This is a genomic window from Yersinia sp. 2540 StPb PI, from assembly GCF_052217165.1.
In the GTDB taxonomy this organism is placed as follows: Bacteria; Pseudomonadota; Gammaproteobacteria; order Enterobacterales; family Enterobacteriaceae; genus Yersinia; species Yersinia enterocolitica_E.
Window position 1 is genome coordinate 4,387,407 of sequence record NZ_JAZGQC010000001.1, and the last position, 22,042, is coordinate 4,409,448.

A 22,042-nucleotide genomic window follows, 5' to 3' on the forward strand; every position below is an offset into this window, starting at 1 on the left:
CATCAATTACTCCTTCTCAATCTGCGCAGGTTTCAGGGTACGCAGACCCCAAATCAGCAAACCAATGATAAAGAATGCGCTTGGTGCCAACAGGAACAATCCGTTCGGCTGATACCACCCGCCGTTCTGGACGGTTTCAAATACTGTTACTCCAAATAATTTGCCGGAGCCAATCAGTTCGCGGACAAAACCCACCAACACCAGCACCACACCGTAACCCAAACCATTACCAATACCATCCATAAAGCTTTCAATCGGCGGCGATTTCATCGCATAAGCTTCAGCACGCCCCATCACAATACAGTTAGTAATAATCAGGCCGACAAATACTGATAGCTGTTTGGATATCTCATAGGCATAAGCCCGTAAGATCTGATCGACCACAATCACCAGCGAGGCAATAATCACCATCTGAACAATGATGCGCACGCTGTTTGGAATATGATTGCGAATCAGTGAGATAAAGAAACTGGAGAACGCCGTTACCAAGGTAACGGCCAGCGTCATCACTAATGCGGTTTCCAGCTTGGTGGTCACCGCCAGTGCGGAACAAACGCCAAGGATCTGTAAGGCTATCGGGTTGTTATCAAATAACGGCCCAAATAAAACCCGTTTAATCTCTTTGCTATCAGCCATTTTTTAACGCTCCTTCGCGCACTTTTTTCAGGAACGGGCCAAAGCCGTTTTCACCGAGCCAAAAATCAAAGCTGTTTTGCACCCCATTAGAGGTCAAGGTTGCGCCTGACAGACCATCGATGGCGTGAGGATCATTAGCCGGTGCGCGCCCTTTAACAATATGAATAGCCGGTTGCCCTTGCTCGTCAAATAACCGCTTACCAATCCATTGGTTACGCCAGATTGGGTTCTCAACCTCGCCTCCCAGACCTGGGGTCTCACCCTGATCGTAATAGGTGATACCACGCACCGTTTTGCCGTCAGTGTCGATGGCAACAAAGGCATACATCATTGACCACAGACCGGAGCCATAAACAGGTAGAACTATCTTGTTGATTTGACCACTTTCACCACGTACCAGGTAGATTTCAACGACATTCGCGCGCCGGCGGATGCCAGCAATATCCTGTGCGGGCGTCAGGGCAATGCTCATTTGGTCACTACGCAGTGCCTGAGCACGATCAAAGGTTGCCGGATCTTGTTGAATAAACGCACCGCTTTGCAAATCCAGCAGCCGTGGTTCAATGCGCAGCGCAAATTCCCGCTGAACGTTTTCTGCCGGCATTCTTGGTTGCAACAAACCCGCTACCGCTAGAATATTGCGCTGTTTGTCTAATAGCCGTTGCTCCTGCTGCTTGGCTTTCAAACCAACAGCCGCACCAGAAACCACCACAGAACACACCAGACAGAGCACAATTACCACCAGCAACGTTTTGCTGATGCTGTCATTATTTCTTGGTTTATCACTCGCCACGCGCTTTCCTCCGCTTGATGTTGGCCTGAACAACCACATAGTCAAACAGCGGTGCAAACAGGTTGGCGAACAGGATCGCCAGCATCATTCCTTCGGGATAAGCTGGATTAGCGACGCGGATTAACACACACATCGCACCAATCAAGCCGCCATACCACCATTTCCCTTTATTGGTAAAGGAAGCCGATACCGGGTCGGTCGCCATAAAGATCATCCCGAAAGCGAAACCACCGAGTACCAGATGCCAATACCACGGCATGGCAAATAACGGATTGGTAGTGGAACCAACCCAGTTAAATAGGTAGGCCGTGGCAATCATGCCAATCATGACCCCAGCCACAATCCGCCACGAGGCGATGCGGCCGAAAAGAATAATGGCACCGCCAATCAGGATCATCAGCGTAGAGACCTCGCCAATAGAACCGGGAATATTACCGAGGAAAGCATCCATCCACGTAATAGGCTGATTAGTAATGGTGTTAACCAAACTGTGGCTACCGTTGACACTCCATTGTGACAATGGAGTTGCACCAGAAAAACCATCAGCGGCAGTCCACACCAAATCACCGGATATCTGTGCCGGATAAGCAAAGAATAGGAAAGCACGCCCAGCCAGTGCCGGGTTGAGGAAGTTACGCCCGGTGCCACCAAAAATCTCTTTACCAATAACCACACCGAAAGAGATCCCAAGTGCTGCTTGCCATAATGGCAATGTGGGAGGGACTATCAGGGCAAACAGAATCGAGGTGACAAAGAAACCTTCGTTGATTTCATGCTTGCGGACAATAGAGAATACCACTTCCCAAAAACCGCCGACCACAAACACAACGGCATAGATAGGCAGAAAATAAACCGCCCCCAGCACCATTTTGCTTGCCCAGCCAGCATCTGGAGCCAATGACGCCCCGAGCATTTGTGCCAACCAGTAATGCCAGTCACTGGCTATAACCTGTTGCAGTTCCGCGCCACTGTAGAGTTGGTTTAGCGCCGGGATAGCCTGTAGCCCTACGTTATACATGCCCCAGAACATGGCTGGGAATACCGCCAACCATACCAGAATCATCATCCTTTTCAGGTCGATTGCATCTCGTACATGGGAAGCACCCGGTGTTACTTTGCCCTGCGTATAGAAAATAGTGGCTGCGGCTTCATATAGCGGATAGTACTTCTCTAATTTGCCACCCGCTTCAAAGTGGTGCTCTATTTTCTCAAGAAAATTTTTCAGGCCCATCAGTTATCCTTCCTGCTCAATCTGGGTCAATATGTCGCGCAGTGCCGGACCGTATTCGTACTTACCGGGGCAGACAAATGTACATAAAGCCAAATCTTCTTCATCTAACTCCAGGCACCCTAGCGCTTGCGCGCTGTCGGTATCACCGGATAACAGATCACGCAACAAATGGGTTGCCAGGATATCCAGTGGCATCACCCGCTCATAGTTGCCAATAGGCACCATAGCGCGCTCCCCGCCGTGCATATCGGTAGAGAAAGCAAACAGTTTGCGTTTGAAGAAATGGCCCAGCGTGGTGCGGGTGATCGAATATTTATCGCGACCTGGCATTACCCAACCAAATAGCTCTTTTTCTCGCCCTTCGCGGATAACCGATACTTGCTGGTGGAAACGCCCCAAATAACCATGAGTTGCGGAGAAAGCCGTGCCGCTGAGGACTGAACCAGAGATAATACGGTTCTCCCCCTCTTTTAACTTAGCCGCAGTTAATTCAGCCAGGCTGGCACCCAAACGGGTGCGCACTAATACCGGTTGATTTACCTGTGGACCCGCCAGCGCAACGATGCGGTCAGTACAGAGTTCACCACGGGTAAATAATTTACCGATAGCAATCACATCCTGATAACCCACATGCCACACCATTTTACGCAAGCTCACCGGCTCAAGAAAATGGATGTGGGTACCAACCAGACCCGCAGGATGCGGGCCGGAGAATTCATTATAAGTTATCTGGGCATTCGAATGGTTGGCAACCACCTGCCCCGGGGCATGGCCCACATGCACCTTGCCTTCAGTTAGACGTGTAAGAACAGTTAAACCATGCTTAAAGGCGTCTGACTCAGTGGCAATAATGACCTGCGGATCGGCTGCCAGCGATTGGGTATCCATTGCACTGACAAAAATAGCGCGTGGGTGACTACCAGGAACAGGGGTTTTACTAAACGGGCGGGTTCTGAATGCGGTCCATAAACCAGACGCCAGTAATAGGCTTTGCACCTGTTCATTGCTCAGATGATTAAGGTCCGCTGCATCATAGTGTGGGAAAGGAACTTGCTCATCCCCTTCAATCGCTATCACAACAGATTGTAGCACCCGGCGTTCACCACGATTAATAGCGCTAATTCTACCACTGGCGATCGCAGTAAAGGTCACCCCTGGATTTTTTTTATCTTCAAAGAGCGCCTGGCCTTTCTTAACCCAATCACCTTCTTGCACCAACATTGAGGGGCGCATGCCCACATACTCTTCACCGAGCAGAGCCACATGACGAATAGCAGGACCATCCTCTATCACCTGCACAGGTGCTCCGGCGATGGGTAGGTCGAGTCCTTTCTTTATTTTAATCATAGGTTTGAGCGACTTTATTAGTTATATCAAATGCTGTACTTAGCCCAGAGTGTACAGCCACATAAAGATAAGATACTTTCATGGTTCAGTTAAACGACGGTTTAATACCCAGTCAATTAGATAAACATAAACGCTAATTGAAAGCATCGCGGTAATGAGTACTGATACCCACATTGAATGATTTCAGGGTAAAATGGCTGTTATAACGATTACATGTGCAAGCCATCAGCAGTGGACGATTTTAGCATTTTCATTCCGCACTGTCTGACAAATGCAGTGACCTGGGTCAAGCAAACACGAATATTTTACGGCTAATTTATCTATCCACTCGGTAAAATCGTATCGTTAATTCATGTTTACCGACTTTGTGGTTATTTTATACAAAACATATATTGCTAAAATTTTTCCGACTGATAATCTGCGCCTATAAATCGAAAAATGCAGTGGCATAATTTACATAATATAAGTAGGAATAATAAATGGGCAAAATCGCACGGTTGTTTGCGATGCTTACGTTTGTGGTGATAATTGGTTTGCCTGCGGTATCCTTCACCAGCTCAGCCAGTGAGCCTGTGGCAGTATCCAAAGAGCTAAAACAACAATTACTCGGGTCATCGGTCTATATTCAGATTTTCAAAGAAGAACGTACCCTGGAATTATACGCCAGACTACAAGGTGAATATCGTTTAGTGCAAAGCTATCGCATCTGTGAATTTTCAGGTGGCCTTGGCCCAAAACGCCGTGAAGGGGATTTTAAAAGCCCGGAAGGTTTTTACAGTATTGATATGCGCCATTTAAAACCTGACAGTAAGTTTTATCGGGCAATCAATATTGGCTTCCCAAATGATTATGATAAGTCGCAGGGTTATTCAGGGAAATATCTGATGATCCACGGCGCTTGCAAATCAATCGGCTGTTATGCAATGACCGATGCCTATATGGACGAGATATTTAACTACGTGCAAACGGCATTTATCTTTGGTCAGGAAAAAGTGGATATCAGTATCTATCCATTCCGTATGACTGAACAAAATATGCAACGCCACCGTAACTCGTCGGATTACAGCTTCTGGCGGCAATTACAGCCGGGATATGCCTATTTTACCAAAAACCGGATGCCCCCCTCCGTTGCAGTGATCAACGGGCAGTATGTACTCAGCCGCCCGCCAGTCTCCAATGCACCGGTATCGCAATATGCGCTCACCAAATCAAATTCGCTCACCAAAACAGAATAATGCAAATTCACCTGGTGCAATTTTGTGCCAGGTTTCATTACCTGTCAGGGGTTGAGTCGCGATCACCGTGACCACATCTTTGGGTGTGGTCTGGCGTTGAAAATCTATCTCAACATCTTGATCCAGTAAGGTCGCTTTACCAAAAGGTGCCCGGCGCGTAATCCAATACAGATTGGTCGAACAGAACGCCATCACAAAACGCCCATCCGAGAGCAACATATTAAAGACCCCTTTTGCCCGCAACTGCTCACATAGGGTAGCGATATAGCGGAATACCGCTGGCCAGTTACTGGGAGTACGAGGGTAGCGCTTTGCCAATTGATTAAGTAGCCAGCAGAAAGCATATTCGCTGTCAGTCTGACCGATAGGCCGGAAAGTACCGGTCTCTAATTGACGATAACCTTTAAGTTGGCCGTTATGGGCATACGTCCAGTTTCGCCCCCACATTTCGCGGGTAAAAGGGTGGGTATTCTCTAACGCCACTTCACCGCGATTTGCCTGACGGATATGAGAAACCACCGCACAGGATTTTATCGGGTAGTCTTGTACCAAACGGGCTATGGGTGAATTAAAACTGGGTTGGGGATCTTTAAACGTGCGGCAACCATTACCTTCATAAAAGGTAATACCCCAGCCATCTTTATGTGGGCCAGTCCCCCCGCCCCTTTGCACCAGGCCAGTAAAGCTAAAGCAAATATCCGTGGGAACATTTGCGCTCATCCCGAGCAATTCGCACATAACCAACCTCCCGCGTATATCTTAGCTCTTGGTGTTGCAGCGTTGTAGCTGCTCTCGCTCACCGTCAAGGTGATCAACGAGATTGATAATACCGTTGATCACCACGACATATCAGGCTTTAACCATCTCTTTTTCAATCAATTGAATCAAGATATGAATCACTTTGATATGAATTTCCTGAATGCGATCGGCATAACCCAAATGGGGAACCCGAATTTCGATATTTGCCGTGCCCGCCATTTTGCCACCGTCTTTACCCGTCAGGGTGATAACCTTCATCCCTTTGGCACGAGCAGCATCAATCGCCTTAATGACATTAGCTGAATTACCAGAAGTGGAAATACCGAGTAATACATCCCCTGCGCGACCGACGGCTTCAACATAACGAGAGAAGATATAGTCATAGCCAAAATCATTACTAACACAAGAGATATGGCTAACATCTGAAATAGCAATCGCCGGATAACCTGGACGATTCTCGCGGTAGCGGCCGGTCAACTCTTCGGCAAAATGCATGGCATCACAATGGGAACCGCCATTACCGCATGACAAGACTTTACCGCCAGCCTTAAAAGAATCAGCCAATAATACGGCTGCGTTCGCAATAGCATTGATATTGCTATCATCTTGCAAAAAGTTTGCCAGTGTGTCTGCTGCTTCATTCAATTCACTGCGGATTAAATCCTGGTACATGGGAGCCTCTTTATAGTTCTATGGCATCGATATTCATCAGCCGTCAGTGTACCGGATAGCATAAACAGCGAGAAGCACTGTAATGAATAAGACATAAGAGTTTTAACTATTAATGCGGGCAGTTTGTGAGATGAGTTGTAAATAACATGTAATGGTATTGATAAAAATAATGAGATGGACTACAACAAATGTATCTCTCAACAGGTCAGACCTCCTACATCTCAGGAGCTTCACTATGATGGTTCTTAGCATTGTTGCCTTACTGGTTCTTATTGGTGTGCTGTTCTATCACCAGGTGAACCTCTATCTCAGTAGTTTGATTCTTGTCGTTTACACCGCCGCGATGGGAGCGTTGCAGTTATGGTCATTCTGGGCATTATTGCCTCTGGTGATTGTTTTGCTACCCCTGACGCTGACCCCACTGCGCCAGTCACTGTTTTCTGCACCCGCATTGCGCATGTTCCGTAAAGTCATGCCTGCGATGTCACGCACCGAAAAAGAAGCGATTGATGCAGGTACCACTTGGTGGGAAGGTGATTTATTCCAGGGCCAGCCTGACTGGAAGAAACTGCATAACTACCCAAAACCGCAGTTAACCGCCGAAGAACAAGCTTTTATTGATGGGCCGGTAGAAGAAGCCTGTCGTATGGCTAATGACTTCCAAATTACCCACGAACTGGCTGACTTGCCGCCAGAACTGTGGGCGTATCTGAAAGAACACCGCTTCTTTGCGATGATCATTAAGAAAGAGTACGGCGGCCTTGATTTCTCAGCTTATGCTCAGGCACGTGTACTGCAAAAACTGTCTGGCGTGTCTGGCATTTTAGCCATCACGGTTGGCGTTCCTAACTCTCTCGGCCCCGGCGAATTGCTGCAACACTACGGCACTGAAGAGCAAAAAAATCATTATTTGCCTGGTTTGGCCCGTGGCGACGAGATCCCTTGTTTCGCCCTGACCAGCCCAGAAGCGGGTTCTGATGCCGGCGCAATCCCAGATACCGGCACCGTCTGTATGGGCGAATGGCAAGGTAAGCAGGTACTGGGCATGCGCCTGACCTGGAATAAACGCTATATCACCCTCGCCCCGATCGCCACAGTGCTCGGGCTGGCGTTCAAACTGTCTGACCCTGAACATCTGTTGGGCGATACCGTTGATTTAGGCATCACCTGTGCGCTGATCCCAACCAACACCCCTGGGGTGGAAATTGGTCGTCGTCACTTCCCACTGAATGTGCCATTCCAAAATGGCCCGACCCGTGGCAATGATATCTTTGTGCCGATTGATTACATCATCGGCGGGCCAAAAATGGCTGGGCAGGGCTGGCGCATGCTGGTGGAATGCCTGTCTGTTGGCCGCGGGATTACCTTGCCGTCCAATGCCACTGGTAGCTTGAAAAGTGTGGCGATGGGGATCGGTGCTTACGCCTATATTCGTCGTCAGTTCAAAATCTCAATCGGTAAAATGGAAGGGATTGAAGAGCCGTTGGCGCGAATCGCCGGTAATGCTTATGTGATGGACGCGGCGGCAACCTTAATTACCAGCGGTATTATGCTAGGTGAGAAACCGGCGGTGTTATCCGCTATCGTTAAATATCACTGTACCCACCGTGGTCAACGCGCCGTGATGGATGCCATGGATATTGCGGGCGGTAAAGGGATCTGCCTTGGGCCGGCCAACTTCGTAGCCCGTGGCTACCAAGGTGCCCCTATCGGTATCACCGTTGAAGGCGCTAACATTCTGACCCGTAGCATGATTATCTTCGGCCAAGGGGCAATCCGTTGCCATCCGTTTGTTCTGGATGAAATGGCAGCAGCACAATCGAATGATGTTGCCGCCTTCGATAAAGCGCTGTTCGGTCATTTGGGCCATGTGGGTAGCAGCAAAATCCGTAGTTTCTGGTTGGGGCTGACCAATGGCCGCACCAGTGCCACACCAACCAAAGACAGCACTCGCCGTTATTACCAGCATCTGAACCGCCTGAGCGCCAATTTAGCTTTACTGTCTGATGTCTCAATGGGCGTGTTGGGTGGCAGCCTGAAACGTCGTGAACGTATCTCTGCCCGTCTGGGGGATATTCTCAGCCAAATGTATCTGGCATCAGCAACGTTGAAACGCTATGAAGACGAAGGCCGCCAAAAAGAAGACCTGCCGTTGGTACATTGGGGTGTGCAAGATGCACTGCATCAGGCAGAGCAGGCTCTGGATGATTTACTGCGTAACTTCCCAAATGGCGTTATTGCCGGGTTAATGCGGTTGGTGGTCTTCCCGTTTGGTCGCGTACATCAGGCACCGTCAGACCAGCTGGACCATCAACTGGCGCAGTTACTGCAAGTACCTTCAGCAACCCGCAGCCGTATTGGTCGTGGTCAGTATCTGACACCGAGCGAGTTTAATCCGGTAGGTTTGCTGGAAGCCGCTTTGCAAGATGTGATTGCAGCAGAGCCAATTCATAAGCGCCTGAGTAAAGAAGCGGGTAAAAGCCTGCCATTTACTCGCCTGGATGTGCTGGCAAAAAATGCGCTGGCTGAAGGGAAAATCAATGTTGAAGAGGCCGCTATTTTGACTAAAGCAGAAGAGAGTCGCCTGCGCTCAATTAATGTCGATGAGTTTGCAGCCGATGCCTTGGCAGCCAAGCCCGCACTAAAGCAGCCAACCAAACAACGGCAAACTGAAGCGGCGTAATAAATAAGTCTTATTGATGTTAGTGTCTACTCAAGCCTCCGATTCAGGAGGCTTTTTTTATCCTCTTTCAGCACCACAATCATCAAGCAGGCCTCTAATAATTAGCCCGAATTGCTCAGGTTTCCCGCTAAACAGCACATTATCAGGCTGAATTGTTAACAACTGGCGACGTAGGCTATTACGCCACTCAATATCGGTGATCAGCCGCACGGTAACCGCAATATACTCAGCCAAATCATGCGCAATCAGCTCCTCAGATAATCCCAGCCGACGGAACAATCCCTCATCGATATGTTCGTGTACTTCAGCCCCACTCAGGCAAACACCGGGTAACCCCTGACGCACAGTATCGACGATGCCATTGGTATTGCCGAAAGGAAAAGGATTAATAAACAGGTCACACTGATTAATAACCAATAAATAGTCCTGATAGGCCAAATGCTCATAGATTTTAGCTTGAGGGATAACAGCATTAACGGCTTTTTCCATCACTCGATGGGTAATTCCCCAGCAAAAACCCACCAAAAAATGAAATATCACCGGCGTTGATGTTTGCCGGGCAATCTCAGCACAGGTATCGATAAAGCGAGGGTTAATTTTCATCGCCGAGGCACAAACCGCGATATGTACTGCTGGGCGCTCATCGAAATGTTGTATCGGTTCCGGCTGGCAAATATTGGCAGGCGGCACATAGGGCAGACAGTCCTTGGGTAACGCAACCACTTTTTCGGAGAAACACTGAGGATCCCCCAGATAATCCTCTTCCACTAATACCGCATCAATATAGCCGGAATGGGTCGTTGCCGGATGGCCTAGTGCCATTATCTGTAAGGGGGCTAAGCGTAAATTAGTCAGTGCAATGGTGAGTGGGAACATCCCGACACTGGGGAAGTAGATAACATCCGGTCGCAATTGTTGCGCCAATGCCACAATAGCCTCAACCGCCCCCGCCCGCTGGACCTCGGTAAAATCATCAAAAACGTCACGGGTGATGGCATCAGTGGCCCCCACAATGGTGACGCCATGGGTGGAAAACTGCTCACGCGCGGCGCGCAACGTACTGGAGTGAGTACGGTAAATAGAATGGCCGCTGTTAAACCACTCCAGGATAACCAGCATCAATGGTTTATCCCGTGCAGGTGGGAGGGAGTGGTTATCAGATAGCCCATTGTGCAGCAACGTGTTACGTAAGTGAAAATTAATACTGCGTTTTATGGCGTGTTTTGCTGCTCTATCCGCATAACTGCAATGCATATAAACATCGTGCAGGATGCGTTCAGGTAAGCCCTCAAGATTCTCTAGCGTTAGTAGTTTTTCAGGTAACCACTCTAATAGCCGCTCACGTTTCGCATGCCCGGCAGCGCTGGGTAAAATACGTGGCGACAGTAACGCCAGAAACAGTGCCGCGGCAACCGGGGGATTAAATTGCCACAATATATCCGGCTGAAGCGGAATACCCGATTCAGGTAAATACATCAGGCAAAATTTCAGAAAATTATGGTGCTCAAAGCGCAAAGGATGAGCGCATCCCTCCCCCGCTTGATTAAGGTTGGTAATCACATGATCCGCATGACCAAAAGGTGATGCGGCAAATATCAACGCTATCCAGCGATGGAAATTAATCAGTTGTAAAAAACCTTTATCGGATACCACAAAACCAGGATCAGAAAGTAGGTTGCCAATAGCCGCAGCCAGGCGATTACAGTAATGCTCCTGTTGCTGTACCGATTGATGCTTAAGCGAAAAAACATCCCAGCGGCCATATTGGCGGTCCAGTTGCTCCAACATCAAGACCAGTAATCGCCCCGCCTCCTCATAGCGCCGCACACACACTAAAAACTCGAAATAGGGTAATGAGAATGCGGTCGACTGTTCTACCGCTGATGCTAATTCAGCCGTTTTCTCCACCATTGTCAGCTCACCTTTTTACATCGATATCACGATTTCTCTAGCAAATTTAGAGAGTTAAAAATCCATTACTCCTGACCCGATATTTTAGTCAGAGGGTTCCACTTACCGAGAACATGGGTCCCGCATAGCTCGTGCTGATTGGTAACCTGTTCGGAGGTTATACCCTTAGGAATACAAACCGTGAGGCTGATATGGTCTGTACTATCATGCTCATATTCAGTCAGGATAGAGGGCGGTAAAGTTTGTGTTTCAAAGGCACTGAGGATTTGGTTTCGTCTTCTGAGTAACGAGGCTGATTCCCCCCCCTCCTGAGACTGAGCTACCTGCGTACTATCTCCAGTCGATTTCCCTCCGGGATTAGGGGCCGGCCTGACTTTATCGCCAAAATTATTTTTATTAACAGGTTTGCCATTGATAATCACATTGTCACCAATATTCTCCGGCAAGGTGAAAAACACCGATGGCTTATATGAGCCGGTATTCCCGCTAAGCGTGATGTCAGTTATCGCTGCATAATCATTGAGGAAAATACCATGAGTATTGTCGGAACGGCCGTTGACCCTACCACCACTCATTGGGCCACCAATATGCACACCATGACCATCACCTGCGGCATCACCATTAATCGTCGTATTGCCGCTGTTGAATACTAGCCCCGTGGTCTCCACGCCATGACCATCGCTGGCATTACCGCCTAAGGTGGTGTCATTCAGCGTATTGTTGCCGCCTAACTGAACACCGGTGCCTTTCTCACCGCTAGCATTGCCGGTCACCGTCAGCAGATCATCCGGTGCCGGGCCACTGAGCGAGGCATTTTCACCAATATCAACACCGGTGCCGTTAGTGGTATCGCCTTGCACCACGCTGCCGTTGCCACCTGTCAGATTAGCGGCGAACTCTACCCCCTTACCGTCCGGGCTGTTGCCGTTGAGGATGGCGTGGTCCAGATTACTGTCATTTGCCACCTTGATGCCGCTGCCATTAGCTGATGTACCATTAATTGTGCCGCCACTGACTGCCCCGCCAAGCTGGACACCGTTGCCATTCTCCGATTTACCCCCAATCGTGGTATTACCTTCATTTTGTAGTAAGCCATTAATATCCACCCCAGTACCCTCAGTGGCATTCCCCGTCAGGGTGGTGTTATCAAGGAGATTGATACCGTCAAGCTGCACGCCGGTGCCATTCTCGCCGCTGGCGTTGCCGGTAACATTGAGCAGATCACCCAGGCCACCGCCCTCCAGGAGGATTTGTTTACCAATGTCCACCCCGGTGCCGTTAGTGGTATCGCCATATACCGCACTGTCGTTTTGCCCCGTCAGATTCGCGGCGATCTCTACCCCCTTGCCGTCAGGGCTGTTGCCGTTAAGGGTGGCGTGGTCCAGATTACTGTCATTTACCACCTTGATGCCGCTGCCATTAGCTGATGTACCAGTAACTGTGCTACCGCTGACTGCCCCTCCAAGCTGGACACCGTTGCCATTCTCAGATTTACCCCCAATCGTGGTGTTACCTTCATTTTGTAGTAAACCATTAATATCCACCCCGGTGCCGTTAGTGGCATTCCCTGCCAACGAGGTGTTATCAAGGAGATTGAGACCGTCAAGCTGCACGCCGGTGCCATTCTCGCCGGTGGCGTTGCCGGTAACATTGAGCAGATCATCCAGGCCGCCGCCCTCCAGGAGGATTTGTTTAGCAATGTCCACCCCGGTGCCGTTAGTGGTATCGCCCTGTATCACACTGCCATTGCGGCCAGTGAGGTTACCGGCGATCTCCACCCCTTTGCCATCAGGACTGTTACCGTTAAGGGTGGTGTTATTAAGTTGGGTATCACCATCAACTTTGACACCCGTACCCCTATCCGAGTTGCCATTAACCGTGCCGCCAGCGATCGCCCCGTTCAGCGCCACCCCGTTGCCGCCAGTGGCTTTGCCATCCACACGGGTATTCCAGTTATTCACCAGCGGACCGGCAATATCAACACCGGTACCCTGAGTGGCGTTACCGTTTAGCGTGGTATTATCAAGGGTATTATTACCTTCCAATTGCACACCAGTGCCTTTATCGCCCATCGCATTACCGTTGACAGCAAACAGATCGTCCGTGCCGCCACCAGTGAGAGTGGCATCTCTATCGATATACACTCCCGTGCCGTTAACCACCTCACCCTGTACTGCGCTGCCGTGGCTACCTGACAGGCGGCCCCCGATCTCCACCCCGTTACCATCCGAACTATTTCCCACCAGCACGGTATTATTCAGCACCGTGTCGCCATTGACGCCAACCCCAGAACCAGTATCGGAGATGCCATTGATGCGGCTGTCATCAAGCACACCATTCATAACTTGAACACCAATGCCACTGGCCGCAGTCCCATTCACCACACTGTCGCTCAGTTGGCCATTAACCCGCACACCAATACCGCTGCCGGAAGCAGTGCCGTTCAATACCGTATTGCCTTGATTGGTCAGTGGGCCGATGATATGCAATGCAATACCATCCACAGCCGAGCCATTTAAGCTGGTATTACTTAAATCATTATTGCCATTGAGTTTTATCCCAGTACCGGTATCTGTTGTTGCCACCCCGTTTAGTGTCAGCAAATCGGTTTCACTGGTGCCGATGACATGTAAATTTTCTGCTATATCAATGCCATAACCAACACCATCGGTGGTGCCATTAATAACACTCTGATGGACACCCTTTATATCATTGGCAATCTCTACGCCGATGCCATTAGTACTACTGCCATTGAGCGTGGCATTATCCAACACGGCATGAGTGACAATATTAGCACCCGGCAGTGGATCAATTTTCACACCACTGCCATTCATTGATTCTCCGGCCAGAGTGGTATCAGCAATAGTGGCATTGCCGCTAATGCGCAGACCTTCGGCATGGGTTGAACTCCCGGTGACATTAATACGATTAATTTGATGCTCGGCACTGAAGAGGTGAACACCGGCGCTATCAATACTGGTTCCTTCAATCGTGACCGGGCCGGTACCGTTATTAACCACACCGGAAATAGCAACCCCAATACCTTCGACACTACTGCCGCTAATGAGAGTGTCACCCTCGCCACTTAATACCACGGTATTATTACTGGTAGGAAAGTTAATGCCGACACCGCTGGTTGAGCGCCCTTCCATTTTGAAAGAACCATTATTGTTTATCGTTAACTGAGCCGCATCTGTATGGGTAATACCCTCTCCGCCAGCAGTCGCTGGTGCCCCTTTATTTTCACCGAGGAGAGATAATTGGCTACCTTTAGCAATATTGAGTGTATTCACGCCATTAAAATCAATCCCTTTGCGGGTAGCACCATTGCCTTCTGTCTCGCCTTGAAACGCAATACTCCCTTCAACCGACAAGGTACTATTGGCTCTAAAACCAACGCCTGAGCCTTGCGTCGTATTAAATGCTTTACCGATCATCGAGCCATTTTGGGCTTTTATACTGATATTCCCCCCCAAACTTAATGCAGTGCTTAATGAAGTCGGTAAAGCGGCCAGTGTTTCAGAATAAACAGTAACATTCCCCGCAGTAGCATTAAGTTCTACATCAGTAAAGTAAACGTGTCTCGAACCCTGAGACAGACCATTGATATCAATATTGTGCTCAGTTGATGTCAGCGTCGTATTTAATAGATAGACAGATGCTCGCGTAGCAGCCCCCATATCAGCCTTACCATTTAAGGTGATATTTCCTTGTGCATTAAGATTATTATGTGACGTATTTGAATCCCCTTGAATAAAAATCCCTTCGCCATCACCGGTGGCAACTCCCGTCAGATTAATATCTTTCTTAGCATTAAAAATGGTATTTGGCTTAATCAAAATACCTTCTTTTTCGGAGGTTACATTGGCATTAATATCACCTGTTGTAGCAGTAATATTAGATTCACGTATTGCCAATCCGGCAGAGCTAGTCGAGTTAGAGACAACGTTAACCTCATTTGCTGTGAGATCTAAATTGGCCCAGGTTATGCCTTTTGAACCATTGTTATTTACTGTGAAGTTTCCGTTTTTAGTTTCAATATTAGCCCCATCAATACCAACACCCGCCCCTGTAGTATTGCCATGATTATTGGCTACTATTGATATATCTTTCCCCGCAGTGATATTTACTTTGTTAGATGAGGTCCCATTTATTGTCACCGCCTCCACAGCGAGTGCTGAGGTATTGGCAACTAATAATATATCTTGCCCTGCCGTCATCGCACTATTACCGCTGAACCCGAAGGCTTTATGTGTGGCGGAGGTTAAATTGGTTCTAATATCATTTTTAGCAGTAAGAACTGTATTTTTCATCAATACAACGTCATTACCGATGATATTACCATTCATTAAAATATTATCGGCACTGATAGTGACATTATTGAAAGGGCTGCCTTTGACCCCACTGATATTTAAATTAAAATCGCCTCCCTGTGCTTTTATATTGGCAAAATCCGCAACAACTGTAGTACCGATTTCCGTTCCTTCATTAACCGCCACCAGCGATATATTACCACCGGCAGTCATATTGACCTGAACACTACTGGAGTTACCACTTATCCTGATGGCATCAGCACCCGCAACTGTAGAGTTCGTGGTTACGCCTTTCAGATTAATATCGCCACTGGCGTTTATATTAGTGTTACCTGAGATCCATAGCCCTTTATTGGTAGTAGTAGCATTAACATCAATATTACCGGCAGTTGCCGTAAGATTACTGTCTCTGAGTAATAAACCATCAACTCCAGTGATATTGATATTTAATTTTACATTATTGCCACTAACTTGAGATTCCTTTATCCGTAACCCAAGGTTAGCCTGGGTAAAGATATCACCATTGATATCAAATAAAACATTGCCAGACTTAGAGTAAATACTGCCATTAATAAAGTCCATCCCACCATATGCACTACCATTGGTATTTACCAGGAATGTGATATCTTTATCACCGGTAATGGTTGCATTCGTAAATGTGCCTACCCACGAACTTTTAGAATTAGACTTAAGAGCAAATAATATATTACCCGAACCAGTCAAGACTGAGTCATCAGATATATCAACACCACGCCACCCTTGCCCATTAGCATGACTACTTTCACCCGCTATACGCGTTTCACCTGCCACAGAAATATTAGCAGCATGACTGATACTCACCCCAATTTGCGATGCCACCCCTGCATTTCCTTCAAGAGTGAAGTTGCCGACATCATATCTCCCACCCATAATAATAATACGAGTCGCACTGTTATCATTGGCATGTTTTGCCAACAAATCCCCTTTATTTAACAACACATCACTATTATTTAATGTAATAACAGAGTCGGCAGTGGAATTACCCGCTAATAAATTAAGATTCAGCTTGCCAACATTAGCGGTAATATTATTGTTAACAACAACATTGCCGTCAGCATGTAATGTCAGCGTAGCATCGCCACCTGCTGTTTTATTGATATCAGCCTCTAGCGTAATATTGCACCAGCGGCAATTCGTTAAAGTGTGATTAGTGGTAGTCACCGTCACATTGGTGCCGCGATCGAGTTGAGTATTGATACTGCTATTCAATATTTGCGCTACCTTGGCCGTCGGAGCGAAAACCTGGGTATTTTTCACATATCCAGCAGGAATGTCCCCAACCTGAACCATTACCCCGCTCTCAGCACCACTACCAACAATACTTACCTCTGCGGGATCAAGTAACCAACTCCCCTGACTACCATGAATAGCCGCAGTATCAACCTGACCAAAAGCCTGTAAATTACGGTTACTGGATGTTTCTACCTGCCCACCATTACCTGACTGTAGCCCACCACGAGCATAAATATTGCCATAGAAGCCAGTGTAATCTTCTGACCATAGCACGGCGGTACCACCCGACCCGTGGTTTGAAGCAGAAACATCAATATCCGCACCTTTATCCATGACGACTGCTCGGGCATTTTTTATCGCATTATTTTTACCCTGCCAATCGCCCCCGACCAGGACTTTGCCACCGCCCTCAGCCCCGCGAGCATCAATTTTGCTCGTGGCGACCAAATGTATCTTTTCACCTTGCAAGATAACATTCCCGCCACGGCCCTGCGCACTACTGACATCAATAACACCTTGCTGGCTCACCACCCCTTCACTGCCGCCATCGAGGTAAATAACGCCATTTTTTTCAGATAAACTATGCGCCTGCAAAATACCGGTATTATCAATCACGGTATTCATTAACATCTCTTTGCCGCGCGCGGTCAGTTGGATAACCCCGCCATCAGCCTGAATCAGCCCGCCGTTTTGCAATAAAGTACTGACCTGCTCACCCTGAACTTGCACACTCAGCAAGCTGCCGTGATCCAGATTAAGGGTGACGCGACTCCCGCTCGCTAATGCTACTTTTCCTTGCGGCGACGCGATAACACCGGAAGCCTGATTATCAACCTGCTGGCCAATCAGCGCGATATAGCCACCAGGGGTGGTGCGCAAATTAGCCTGATTAACCAACTTGCCTTCATGTCTTCGGCTGGTCAACGTATAGCGCCCAGAAACAAAATCCTGATTTGACATGGACTTAGTACTGGCAACCAAACCACCAACATCAACTTGCGCACCTTTTCCAAACAGAATGCCATTCGGATTAAGTAAAAAGACCTGACCATTCGCTTTTAGGCTGCCATATATCTGCGATGCATCGCGACCAAGCACCCGGTTCAGCGCAATACTCTGCTGCCCTGGCTGGTTATAAATAACGCTGTTCCCCTGCGCGATATCAAAGCTGCCCCAATTGATTGCCAACTTATCGCTTTGCTGAGTCACGGTAAGGGTGGTGTTGTGAACATTCAACACACCTTGACCGATAATAATATTACCGTTAACCGGCAGTGAGGGATGGGCGAATACCCGTAGCGGTAATATGCCAAGTGCTAATCCCGTCATGATGGCCAGGCGGCTTAATATTCCAGCGTTTGTATTATTGTCATTAATGACTTTTTTGCCGCCAGACGAAAAGGACCGTCCGTAAGTTCGGGTAAATTCTCCGACAGCAATTAAACATCCCAACCGACGGCAGAAAATAAGTTTGTATAATTTACTGTTCATTATTCACGTCCATTAAATCTGACAAATATGCCAATAAGCGCTAAAACATCTTGTAAGCGCTAAGCCAAAGTTGGTCGTTATCCGGTTGTGCAATTGCAGCTTGGCCGGTTCGATGTGCCCAAGTCAGATTCAAGGTGTAATCTGCCGGACGAAAGAGTGTGATATAGGCACCAAAGCCAGACAGGTTAATATTATTCCCCGTCAGGCCCGCGATAGGCTGGCGATAGTAAGAGCCCCACCCTTGGTCAAAAAATGCCGCAAAGGTGATTTGATTCCCAGTTCCTGCCCATGTGGGAAGTAAGAGTTGCCAGTGGGTGCGTAATTCGGTAGTGAAAAGAGTGCCTTTATCCACCGCCCCTTCACCAATGCCATAGGCGCGCACCGCCAGCGGCCCACCTAATAACAGTTTTTGTGAGCTATCAAGATTCTTACTGGCCATTTGACCGGTAAATTGGTTGAAAAAGGTGAAATAAGGGCCAAAACCCTGATCATGACCGGCACGATAATTAAAACGGGCAAAAGTGCCACCAATACCAGTTAAGGAATTCATGCTTTGACTGAATTCGTCATCCAATGACAGATGGCCTGCCGTACCCAGTAAAGTGAAATTACTGAGCCCTCTAGGTACTGCGGTAAACGTACCACCAAGACCAAACTCACCGGCATCCAGATTGCGCTTTTGTTCTGGCAGCATAATCAATGAATCACGCATTCTGCTCTGATAATAACCGGTATTCACATCAATTCTAGCTGCCGAATTACGGATCCACGGATGGCGTAAATTAATGCCCCAAGTGTTAGAATGGCCATGAGCATCCAATATTTCGAAAGGCCCCTTCAGGGTATAATCCAGATAACTATAATTAAGCGCTGCACGGGTGCCATAAGTATTAATGGGGAAGTTGTAATCCAACATGCCATTGAATACATCTACCGAACTGGATAAAATCAAATCAGTGCGTAGTTGATCACCCCAGCCGGTCATATTATTGAGTGCCCCACCGACTAATAACCGATTATGACCAGAATAATCATTACCCTGATTATCCACACCGAGATATCCCATCGCAGTCTGTCCTGGGGAAATATCAGCATAAACTCTCGTCATTCCCGATTGAGTTCCCGGTTTTAATGCCAAAGCAGCATCAACCCCTGGAATTTCATTAAGAATAAGGGTGGTGCGTTCAAGGCGGGATAACTCAGCCGGAGAAGCGGCACAATCTTTATTGCCAACAAAACCCACTGCTTTGCTACAACTATTACTTTCAATCACCGCAGTAGCAAAATCAGTATTCAACCGGCTCTGATTATTAATCTCCGGTTTATCTAATCTGCCAGCAATAATACGAACTATGACAACACCTTCACGGATAGTTTGTGGTGGCAATATTGCCTGAGTGGCAACAAATCCTTGTTGTCGATAAAAGCGAGTTACCGCTAACGTCATGACTTGTAAATCATTAAAGGTTAATTGTTGCCCCAACCAAGGCGTAATTACGGCGCGTAGTGCTTTATTATTTCTGTTACTGTGCCGCAATAACTGGGTATCACCCTCGAATCTAACCTCACGTAACATGATTCTTCCCGCCGAGGTAGAACCGCCAAACGATGTAGGAGGGAGCAAAGGTGGAAGTTTGATTTCAGCTTCCTGTGGCGCACGCAATGGCACCGGTGTTGTTTGCCGTATTTCGTTACTAATCACACCCGCATTCGGTACATTTATGACCTGAGGAGCGGCGACTACCTGTGAGCAAAAAAAAAGGGCAAACATGATTACTGTGGAACTCAGTTTAGTCTGATACCGTAATTTTTCTGGATAATAAAAATGTCGCATAAAATACGCCTGCTTAGCATGATGATAACGCCAGTTTAAATAATAATAACCTCCGTCATTTAATACTGGCCCACATAGTTGATTTTAGTTAGCAAGTTAATAACATGATTAAATAAATATAAAATAGAATGTAAAATGGCATGGCTAATTAATAAATACCAACATCCCAAAGAGTAACCTCTGTTGGTTCAGACTAATATCCCCCTCATATTTATAACAAATAGTTATTTATGGTAGATATTTCATTATCGACATGAAACAATAATAGATTCACATACAAATAAACAATCAAAGTAATTATAATTTAAATAGGAAGTAAAGTAATAACTTAACCAAATGAAAACACACATTAAAATAATAGCCAACCACCCAAATAACACCAACTACAATTACATCGAAAGAAATAATAAGCCACATGGAACACTAATAATGACAATAAAAAACATTAATCGTATTTTAAAACAGCCTAAATACCCGTTAATCACTTAAATATGAACAATGCTATTTATAATTATAATTTATATAGTAATTTAAATAATAAAAAACCCCGCATTACTTAACGGGGTCACTATATTCTGGTTCAGACCATCACCTGGTACCATGAATAATTTTTGCTATCCATTCTGCCTGATGCGAGCAATCAAATTATCAATGTTATCAATGTGTGATGCGGCCAATATCAAGCTACGCCCCAAACTCAACGCATGACGCTGACATTCCCGGCGCATCTCTTCATCAGCGATACTATCCAGATCAGCAACATGTGCCAGGCCAATGGTACGCCGAATTAATTCAGTACCACAAAACCCTATCGCGTCTTGCCAAACCTGTTGCAGGAACTGTGGTACATATCCTTCGGTCGCTAAGGCCAAATCCTGCGTTTTCTCCTGACTTAACGCCACGAAACGGCTGGAAAATGTTTGCCAGATAATATGCACATCTTTCAGCCGTTGCTCGCGGCTGGCTGCGGCATCACGTGGGCCGGCCAGGCCGGGTAGTCCACAGTAATTGAGCAGCAAATTCCCTAGTGCGGTACCCACATCAAAGCCGATTGGGCCATAGAAACCAAATTCGGCATCAATAGCTTTCAAACGCCCCTCAGCAACGAAGATAGAACCGCTATGAATATCCCCGTGCAGCAATGCTTCGGCCTTACTCAAGAAGCGATGTTTAAGTGAGGCCACCGCCACCTTGAGAGCATTATCCTGGCGCAGAGCCAGTACATCAGGGAGTAATGCCGGATCAAAATTATTACGTTCATGATCAATATAAGGGTCAGTAAAGAATAGATCCTCAGTAATCTGGCACAACTCTGGATTGGTATAGCAGCTCACTGCCGCTTTTTTAGCTTGTGCTGACTGATAAAAATCTGAGGTATGGAATAAGGTTTGCGCCAAATATTCAGCCAGTTGTCCCGCCGCTTGCGGATAGTGTTTACCTGCCAGCAATTCACTGCGCCAGATATGGTGATCAGATAAGTCCTCTTGCACCATTACCGCCAATTCAGCATCGTGATGCAACACATTGACCGTGTGTTGCGGGCAGAATTGACTGTGTGTTAACAGGGTTTGCGCTTCAATTCTGGCGCGATCCAAGGTCAACGGCCAAGACTCCCCAACACAGCGCACATAAGGCAGTGCCTGTTTGACAATCACCCGACTGACGCCGGCCGCATCACGGATTTTAAACACCAGATTAAGATTGCCATCCCCGATTTCATCGGCCGTCACTAAGGTCAGTGGATCAGCAACCTGACCAAATTGGCGAGCATATTCAACAGCATCCGCAGCAGTAAATGTATGGTAGCGCGACATCTTCGACCTCTTTATTCTTTACCCGATTCTGGTTCACTCACCGCCAACTAC

12 protein-coding genes are annotated in these 22,042 nt (G+C 47.5%); 2 read left to right on the plus strand and 10 right to left on the minus strand.

What is annotated here, in order from left to right:
- Window positions 1-6 precede the first annotated feature (6 nt).
- The 4 genes from V1956_RS20610 to V1956_RS20625 are packed head-to-tail and all read right to left on the minus strand — an operon-like array spanning window position 7 to window position 4,007.
- Entirely contained in the window at window positions 7-636 is a 630-nt protein-coding gene (locus V1956_RS20610; protein ID WP_083160140.1) for an NADH:ubiquinone reductase (Na(+)-transporting) subunit D, read from the minus strand.
- Window positions 629-1,429, minus strand: coding sequence for a Na(+)-translocating NADH-quinone reductase subunit C (locus tag V1956_RS20615; protein WP_420071434.1), 801 nt, complete (start codon window positions 1,427-1,429; stop codon window positions 629-631). Before V1956_RS20615 ends, V1956_RS20610 begins: the two co-directional genes overlap by 8 nt.
- Window positions 1,419-2,660: an NADH:ubiquinone reductase (Na(+)-transporting) subunit B gene (locus V1956_RS20620; protein WP_083160144.1), complete on the minus strand. Its 1,242-nt coding sequence runs from the start codon at window positions 2,658-2,660 to the stop codon at window positions 1,419-1,421. The genes V1956_RS20615 and V1956_RS20620 overlap by 11 nt, the downstream gene beginning before the upstream one ends.
- A gap of 3 nt (window positions 2,661-2,663) precedes the next feature.
- Window positions 2,664-4,007 (minus strand): Na(+)-translocating NADH-quinone reductase subunit A, encoded by a 1,344-nt coding sequence (locus V1956_RS20625; RefSeq protein WP_442825607.1) that lies wholly within the window; start codon window positions 4,005-4,007, stop codon window positions 2,664-2,666.
- Between the two features lie 479 nt (window positions 4,008-4,486).
- Between V1956_RS20625 and dpaA the strand changes: the two genes are divergently transcribed.
- Window positions 4,487-5,242 carry a peptidoglycan meso-diaminopimelic acid protein amidase gene (gene dpaA / locus V1956_RS20630; RefSeq protein WP_083160149.1) on the plus strand — a complete coding sequence of 252 codons (756 nt, stop codon included), beginning with the start codon at window positions 4,487-4,489 and terminating at the stop codon, window positions 5,240-5,242.
- Here dpaA and V1956_RS20635 read toward each other — a convergent pair.
- Together V1956_RS20635 and lpcA are read right to left on the minus strand one after the other, a co-directional pair.
- Window positions 5,216-5,980 carry a class II glutamine amidotransferase gene (locus tag V1956_RS20635; RefSeq protein WP_102970460.1) on the minus strand — a complete coding sequence of 255 codons (765 nt, stop codon included), beginning with the start codon at window positions 5,978-5,980 and terminating at the stop codon, window positions 5,216-5,218. The genes dpaA and V1956_RS20635 overlap by 27 nt on opposite strands.
- A gap of 111 nt (window positions 5,981-6,091) precedes the next feature.
- The gene (gene lpcA / locus V1956_RS20640; protein ID WP_420071431.1) at window positions 6,092-6,673 is read right to left on the minus strand and encodes a D-sedoheptulose 7-phosphate isomerase; all 582 of its coding nucleotides are present in this window, start codon (window positions 6,671-6,673) and stop codon (window positions 6,092-6,094) included.
- A gap of 235 nt (window positions 6,674-6,908) precedes the next feature.
- Between lpcA and fadE the strand changes: the two genes are divergently transcribed.
- Window positions 6,909-9,356, plus strand: a complete 2,448-nt coding sequence (gene fadE / locus V1956_RS20645; protein WP_083160153.1) for an acyl-CoA dehydrogenase FadE — start codon at window positions 6,909-6,911, stop codon at window positions 9,354-9,356.
- Window positions 9,357-9,413: 57 nt separating this feature from the next.
- Here fadE and V1956_RS20650 read toward each other — a convergent pair whose 3' ends face one another.
- From V1956_RS20650 to mtnK, 4 genes are all read right to left on the minus strand, one after another.
- On the minus strand, window positions 9,414-11,267 hold the full coding sequence (locus V1956_RS20650; protein WP_372558147.1) for a glycosyltransferase: 1,854 nt from the start codon (window positions 11,265-11,267) through the stop codon (window positions 9,414-9,416).
- Window positions 11,268-11,332: 65 nt separating this feature from the next.
- The gene (locus V1956_RS20655; protein ID WP_420074646.1) at window positions 11,333-18,343 is read right to left on the minus strand and encodes a two-partner secretion domain-containing protein; all 7,011 of its coding nucleotides are present in this window, start codon (window positions 18,341-18,343) and stop codon (window positions 11,333-11,335) included.
- A gap of 40 nt (window positions 18,344-18,383) precedes the next feature.
- Window positions 18,384-20,177 carry a ShlB/FhaC/HecB family hemolysin secretion/activation protein gene (locus tag V1956_RS20660; RefSeq protein WP_442825608.1) on the minus strand — a complete coding sequence of 598 codons (1,794 nt, stop codon included), beginning with the start codon at window positions 20,175-20,177 and terminating at the stop codon, window positions 18,384-18,386.
- 614 nt (window positions 20,178-20,791) lie between these two features.
- Window positions 20,792-21,991: an S-methyl-5-thioribose kinase gene (gene mtnK, locus V1956_RS20665; protein WP_372558144.1), complete on the minus strand. Its 1,200-nt coding sequence runs from the start codon at window positions 21,989-21,991 to the stop codon at window positions 20,792-20,794.
- Window positions 21,992-22,042: the final 51 nt, after the last annotated feature.

Coding starts and splice junctions, on each gene's coding strand:
- V1956_RS20610 (WP_083160140.1), bottom strand. CDS start 636: ATGGCTGATAGCAAAGAGATTAAACGGGTTTTATTTGGGCCGTTATTT.
- V1956_RS20620 (WP_083160144.1), bottom strand. CDS start 2,660: ATGGGCCTGAAAAATTTTCTTGAGAAAATAGAGCACCACTTTGAAGCG.
- V1956_RS20625 (WP_442825607.1), bottom strand. CDS start 4,007: ATGATTAAAATAAAGAAAGGACTCGACCTACCCATCGCCGGAGCACCT.
- dpaA (WP_083160149.1), top strand. CDS start 4,487: ATGGGCAAAATCGCACGGTTGTTTGCGATGCTTACGTTTGTGGTGATA.
- V1956_RS20635 (WP_102970460.1), bottom strand. CDS start 5,980: ATGTGCGAATTGCTCGGGATGAGCGCAAATGTTCCCACGGATATTTGC.
- lpcA (WP_420071431.1), bottom strand. CDS start 6,673: ATGTACCAGGATTTAATCCGCAGTGAATTGAATGAAGCAGCAGACACA.
- fadE (WP_083160153.1), top strand. CDS start 6,909: ATGATGGTTCTTAGCATTGTTGCCTTACTGGTTCTTATTGGTGTGCTG.
- V1956_RS20650 (WP_372558147.1), bottom strand. CDS start 11,267: ATGGTGGAGAAAACGGCTGAATTAGCATCAGCGGTAGAACAGTCGACC.
- V1956_RS20655 (WP_420074646.1), bottom strand. CDS start 18,343: ATGAACAGTAAATTATACAAACTTATTTTCTGCCGTCGGTTGGGATGT.
- V1956_RS20660 (WP_442825608.1), bottom strand. CDS start 20,177: ATGCGACATTTTTATTATCCAGAAAAATTACGGTATCAGACTAAACTG.
- mtnK (WP_372558144.1), bottom strand. CDS start 21,991: ATGTCGCGCTACCATACATTTACTGCTGCGGATGCTGTTGAATATGCT.